This window comes from Dietzia sp. SLG310A2-38A2 (assembly GCF_014145095.1).
GTDB lineage: Bacteria > Actinomycetota > Actinomycetes > Mycobacteriales > Mycobacteriaceae > Dietzia.
Genome location: NZ_JAALDX010000415.1, coordinates 1 through 3,460, shown reverse-complemented (window position 1 = coordinate 3,460; position 3,460 = coordinate 1). Strand labels below are relative to the sequence as shown.

General features: G+C 71.0%; 3 protein-coding genes and 1 pseudogene. 3 read left to right on the top strand and 1 reads right to left on the bottom strand.

What is annotated here, in order from left to right; translation table 11 throughout:
• The 3 genes and pseudogenes from G6027_RS14105 to G6027_RS14095 form a co-directional block, all read left to right on the top strand.
• A pseudogene (locus G6027_RS14105) lies at window positions 1–319 on the top strand (hypothetical protein); the annotation flags it as partial.
• 40 nt (window positions 320–359) lie between these two features.
• Window positions 360–1,562 (top strand): CoA transferase, encoded by a 1,203-nt coding sequence (locus tag G6027_RS14100; RefSeq protein ID WP_346995746.1) that lies wholly within the window; start codon window positions 360–362, stop codon window positions 1,560–1,562.
• Between the two features lie 55 nt (window positions 1,563–1,617).
• The gene (locus tag G6027_RS14095) at window positions 1,618–2,451 is read left to right on the top strand and encodes a DUF1542 domain-containing protein (protein ID WP_182637718.1); all 834 of its coding nucleotides are present in this window, start codon (window positions 1,618–1,620) and stop codon (window positions 2,449–2,451) included.
• 15 nt (window positions 2,452–2,466) lie between these two features.
• Here the strand turns inward: G6027_RS14095 and G6027_RS14090 are convergent, their stop codons facing one another.
• Complete coding sequence (locus tag G6027_RS14090) at window positions 2,467–3,189, bottom strand: HNH endonuclease family protein (protein WP_241727139.1); 723 nt, start codon at window positions 3,187–3,189, stop codon at window positions 2,467–2,469.
• Window positions 3,190–3,460 lie beyond the last annotated feature (271 nt).

Below are 3,460 nucleotides of genomic sequence, written 5' to 3'. Positions count from 1 at the left end.
CCGCAGTGTGGCCTCGCAGGCCGTCGCGGTCGCCGTCCGCAATGCCCACCAGGTCCACGGGGCCATCGGGACCACGCACGAACACACCCTTCACCGTCTGACCCTGCCCGCAGTGCAGTGGCGCGGTGAGTTCGGATCGGCGGCGTTCTGGGAAGCCCTGCTCACGGACGCCGCGGTCACCGGCGGGATGGACGGTGCATGGCCGATGGTCGTCGAGGGCACGGCCGTCGAGGGCGGCGCCGCGGCGTGGCTCGACAGGGTCACCCTCGGCAGGGTCGGTGGCGACGGTGTGGGCCCCGGTCGTGCACCGGGAGCCTGAGTCCGTGACCGAGCCACACCCGACCGTGCCACACCCGACCGTGCCGCACCCGACCGTGCCGCACCAGACCGAGCCACCACAGACCGGTGCCCTCACCGACATCCGCGTCGTGGATCTGGCCCGGGTCCTCGCCGGGCCGTTGTGCGGCCAGATGTTGGCCGACCACGGCGCCGATGTGATCAAGGTCGAACCGCCGGGCGGGGACGAGACCCGCGGCTGGGGGCCACCCTTCGTGCGGGACGACCACAGCGCGTACTTCGACGGGCTCAACCGCAACAAGCGGAACATCAGTCTCGATCTGCGTAGCGACGAGGGGCAGGCGGTCCTCGCGAGGCTGCTCGACGACGCCGACGTGCTCATCGAGAACTTCAAGGCCGGCACCCTGGCGAAGTGGGGATTCGGCGATGACGAACTCGCCGAGCGCTTCCCGCGTCTGGTCCACTGCCGCATCACCGGTTACGGGGTGGACGGACCGCTCGGAGGCGCACCCGGGTACGACGCGGTCCTCCAGGGGCTCTCGGGGCTGATGAGCATCAACGGCGAGCCCGACGGGGAGGCCATGCGGATCGGGATCCCACTCGTGGACATCGTCACCAGTCTCAACGCGATGAGTGGCATCCTCATGGCGCTGCACGTGCGGGCTACGACCGGGCGCGGTCAGCTCGTCGACCTGGCCCTGCTCGACAACGCCGTGTCGATCCTGCACCCGCACGCGGGCACATGGTTCGCCACGGGCGAGGCCCCGGTGCGCACCGGGGTGGCGCACCCGACCATCTGTCCGTACGAGACCTTCACCTGCTCGGACGGACCGTTCTTCATCGGCGCCGGCAACGATCGTCAGTTCCGGGCGCTGGCGGAGGCGCTGGACGCCCGCGCACTGGTGGACGACCCGCGTTTCCTCACCAACCCTGACCGTCTGGAGCACTCGGAGGAGCTGCGGGCGATCCTCGGTGGGCTCGTCGCAGGTCTCCGTCGTGACGACCTGACGGATCGACTCCGCGCGGTGGGAGTGCCCTCGGGGGCGGTGAACCACGTGGGCGAGGCGCTGTCCATGCCCCAGGTGCTGCATCGGGAGATGGTCGTCGAGCGCGACGGCTACCGCGGCGTCGGCATCCCGATCAAGCTGTCCGACACGCCCGGATCCGTGCGGTTCGGTCCCCGACACCACGGTGCGGACACCGACTCGGTGCTGGCGGAACTGGGAGTCGATCGGGCCGCGCCCACCGAGCCCGGCGGCCGCTGACCGGCGGGGCACAATCTCGGTACGCTCGGGTGGTAGTACCGAGAAAGGTCGACCCGTGGAATTCCTCCTCATCGCCGCAGTGATCGCGGTGGCCGTCGCCGTGGTCTCCCGCAGTCAGAACAAGGGCCAGACGCAGCTGCAGGCGCACGACAACCGCCATCTCGAGGACCATCGTGCCGAGGCCGCGCGCTGGGTCGAGCGACTCGGTGGTCAGGTGTTCAACCTCGACGGCACCGACGAGGCCTCCAAACAGGCGATGGCCGATGCGTCCGAGCGCTACACCGCGGCCGTGACGGAGCTCGAGAACGCCCGCACTCCGGTCCAGGCGAGGCTGGCCAAGGACACCGCCCTCGAGGGTCTGTACTACGTGCAGGCCGCCCGCGCGGCGATGGGCCTGGATCCCGGACCGGAGCTGCCGAAGATCGACGGCCAGGAACGTGCCGGCCGGGTGACCGAGGACCGGACCGTCGAGGTCGAGGGCCGGACCATGAAGGCCGCGACCGATCCGAGCGACGAGACCCCGCACTACTACCCGGGCGGCGTGGTGGCCGGGCGACCGGTCCCGGCCGGCTGGTACTCGGAGCCGTGGTGGGCCTCCGCGCTGCACACGGGCGTGTGGATGATGGGCTCGATGATGATGTTCAACATGATGTTCGCCGGGATGTCGGGCATCGGCTACTCCGGCCAGGACTTCGAGTCCGGGATCGGCGAGGGTGGCGCGGACGTCAGCGACATGGGCGGCGGTGACGGCGGCGACGGCTTCTTCGACGGCGGGCTCATGGGCGGCGAGGGCGGCGGAGACGGTGGCGGGTTCTTCGACGGCGGCCTGTTCGGCGGCGACGGCGGGGGCGGCGGGGGCTTCTTCGACGGCGGCCTCTTCGATTTCTGACCAGGGCCGGCAGGGTCAACCGCAACGGGCCAGGACCCGCTCCATGGCCTCGTGCTCGGCCGGGGTCACCCAGAGCCCGTAGCGCTCCTTGACCAGGACCTGCCGCGAGATCAGGGGGCAGCGGAACTCCCGGCGCGGGGGGAGCCAGGTGGCCGCGTCACCGTCGCTCTTGCTCTGGTTGGCGTGACCCGCCACCGCCAACAGGTTGAGCGGATCGTTGGCGAAGTCGCGTCGCTGGTCGGCGGTGAGTTGCTGGGCGCCCTTCTGCCACGCGTCCGACAGGGCCACCACGTGGTCGATCTGCACCGCCGACGAGGTGTCCTGGCCCCGCACGAATTCGATCCGCTCGCCGGTATAGGGCCCGTACAGCACCCCGGTGAGCACCACGCAGTCCCGGGTCCCCGGTCGCACCGTGATGTCCTGCAGATCGCGCCGCAGGATGTCGTTGCGCGTGTCGCACCCGTTGCGTCCGAACTCCACGGAGACGTCGTCGGACCACGCCTGTCCGAACAGGTCGCGGTCGTATCCCGTCTTGGGCGCGCGCCCCTTGATCTCCAGCTGGGGCAGGGCCACCCGTGCGGACGCGACCATCGGATCACCCGGCGGGACGGCCTCGGGCGGTGCCTGCTCGGGCGGTGCTGGCTCGGGAACGGGCGGGGCCGCCGGATCCGGCATCGGTGCATGGGGCGGTGGGGCCAGGGATGACGACGAGACGGGCATCCCGACACCGCCGCCCATCTCCTGCTCGACATCCGCGCACCGGCCCAACCCGGCCAGGACGAGGAGAGCCATCACCGACACCACAGTGACGCGAGTGGTTCGAGTGGCTCGAGGGGTCCGTGATGCCATGCACGCACCCTAGCGACACCGTCCGACACCGCGACCCCCCGTCCGGTTACGCTGACGCCGATGCCGTCCGTAGCCGACACCCAGCCGACAGCCCACGACCCGGCGCGCACCGGGCCGCAGCGGCGTGTCCCCGGTGAGGTGGCCCGTCCGGCGCCCCGCG